The organism is uncultured Campylobacter sp., from assembly GCF_938045595.1.
In the GTDB taxonomy this organism is placed as follows: Bacteria; Campylobacterota; Campylobacteria; order Campylobacterales; family Campylobacteraceae; genus Campylobacter_B.
Map to the genome: position 1 here is coordinate 1 of NZ_CALIBB010000258.1, position 2,014 is coordinate 2,014.

Genomic DNA, 2,014 nt, shown 5'->3' on the forward strand with positions numbered 1-2,014 from the left:
TATTTTTTATGTCGATTTTTATGTGGTTTTTGTATGATAAAATTTTACGAATTTTATCAAAATTCGGCTCAGCGAAATCGGCAGAGAAAAGATCAAAATAAAGGAGAAAAAATGGCGATAGACGGAGTAAAAATTATCGACAGCGACGACGGATACGATATCTATTTGACTATCACCGAGCGATACAAGGACGGCGAAGATGTTGAAACTATCCTGCAAGATGTTTTGGCGCAGGCGGAGAATTTCTGCATCGATGAGCTTTATAGCGAGATTTATTGGACGGCTCTGGCGTATTCGCTTTGGAAGATCGGTTTTTTAAACGACGAGATTCGCGAAAAAGCCCTTGCTATCATAAAAGGCGGCGCAAGCCAGATGTGGAATAAGGTCTTTGAAAAATCTCAAAAGAGTCGCCAAAAAGCGCTTGACAAATTGGCCGTTCAACTAAAAAGCGAAAACCCTAGACCGCTTAAACGGCCCAAAATTTCGAAGCAAAAAACGCCCTGTTTTGAGGAGGGCGACGTTTTGTCTATCCGGATGCGTCAGGGATACGGCGTTTGCTTTGTCTCGGCAGTAGATCAAACGCCTAGAAAGCTCGAGTACCACCTAGCCTGCACCAGACTACTGCAAAAAGAGCCGCCCGGCATGGACGATTTTTTAAAAAGCAAGATCGCGAGCTCGAAAAACGGCGGCTTCCTTAGAGCGGACCGCTGATTTAATCATAAGGATTTAAAGGAGCTGCTGCCTTATCTAAAAAAGATCGGCAAAGTAAAATTTGCCCCGTTTAAATTAGGCGAATTATCTCCCGCGAAAGAATTGGAAGATTTTTATAATAAAATCACGGCAGATCCCAAAATATGGGGCTTTAGGCTAATTGATACAGCCCGTTTCATAGAGGCCGTGATCGAGGATATAAAAAGATAAAAGCATCGCGCGGGAAATTTTAAAATTTAACCCGAGCGAAATTTCATAAATTTAGCCCTTTGCGGTGAAAATTTATAAATTTAACTTTCCGTGCGCGCTTTGCTTTTTGAAATTTCATCGCCATTTGCACTATTTAAAATTTCATCATTGCTTGCGGCGTCTTTTGCGAGAGATTTTTGAAATTCGTATTTGAAATAAAACGTCCACGCTAGCGGACAAAGGATTATTAAAATGACGGCTACGACTTCGGCGGCTTGCGCATGAAATATTACGAATAAGGCACCTATGTAGTTAAGAACATAGGCAAAACCCCAAAATACCGCGTTTGAGCGGTCGTTTGATATCTCGGTTGCGACCGAATAGATGCAAATGCAAATTAGCGAGGCAATTAAAAAGGCTTCAAGGACGCCTAGTTTTTGGTAGTTTACGTCCGAAGCAAAATAACCCAGTGCGCAAGACGCCAAGATTACCGCGAGCAGAATTTTGCGTAAAATTTTAAGTGATTGGACTTTGGATGTTGCGTAGATGACGTGCGCACAAAGTATTATAAAAAAGGCGCCTGCGACAAAATCGAAAAATATGTAATAAGCGAATTCTCCAAATATCCCCAAATCATAGCCGCTTCCTAAAATTTTTTCATCTATGACATATAGCGTGCCGAATTTCGCTGCTAAAAATACAGCCGTAAGCAGGATCGGATGCAGTAGCACTCTGCCTGCAAGCAGGTCTGCGTAAATGCGCCTCAGGAAATTTATCAATCTTTTCACGCTAGGCTCCTTTGGAATTTCGCCGCTTGCGGCGTCTTTTGTGAAATTTGCGCCGTTCAAATCATTTTCCTATCGCAAGTTGTTTTGCGAGCGGGCACATATTGCAAAAGGCGCGGATGGAATAGACAAAATCTACTTATTGATTAGCTCATTGCAATATTTTATGCATAAATAGCATGAAATTAAATTCATCGACTTTAAAATAAATCACGCTCAAAGCCCGCTCATATAAATTTGCACACTTAAATTCATAGATAAAATTTTAAGAAAAAATGAGATATTATACGTAAATTTTTTCAAGGAGTAAAGAATGAATTTCAAAAAAA

Annotated in this window: 2 protein-coding genes; one reads left to right on the top strand and one right to left on the bottom strand. The window is 40.4% G+C overall.

The features are described 5' to 3' along the window. The first annotated feature begins 111 nt into the window (after positions 1 to 111). Complete coding sequence (locus Q0340_RS10345) at positions 112 to 711, top strand: hypothetical protein (RefSeq protein ID WP_298083236.1); 600 nt, start codon at positions 112 to 114, stop codon at positions 709 to 711. Between the two features lie 290 nt (positions 712 to 1,001). On the opposite strand, the gene Q0340_RS10350 is transcribed toward Q0340_RS10345, so the two are convergent. Beyond that, positions 1,002 to 1,748 carry a hypothetical protein gene (locus tag Q0340_RS10350; protein ID WP_298083237.1) on the bottom strand — a complete coding sequence of 249 codons (747 nt, stop codon included), beginning with the start codon at positions 1,746 to 1,748 and terminating at the stop codon, positions 1,002 to 1,004. Positions 1,749 to 2,014: the final 266 nt, after the last annotated feature.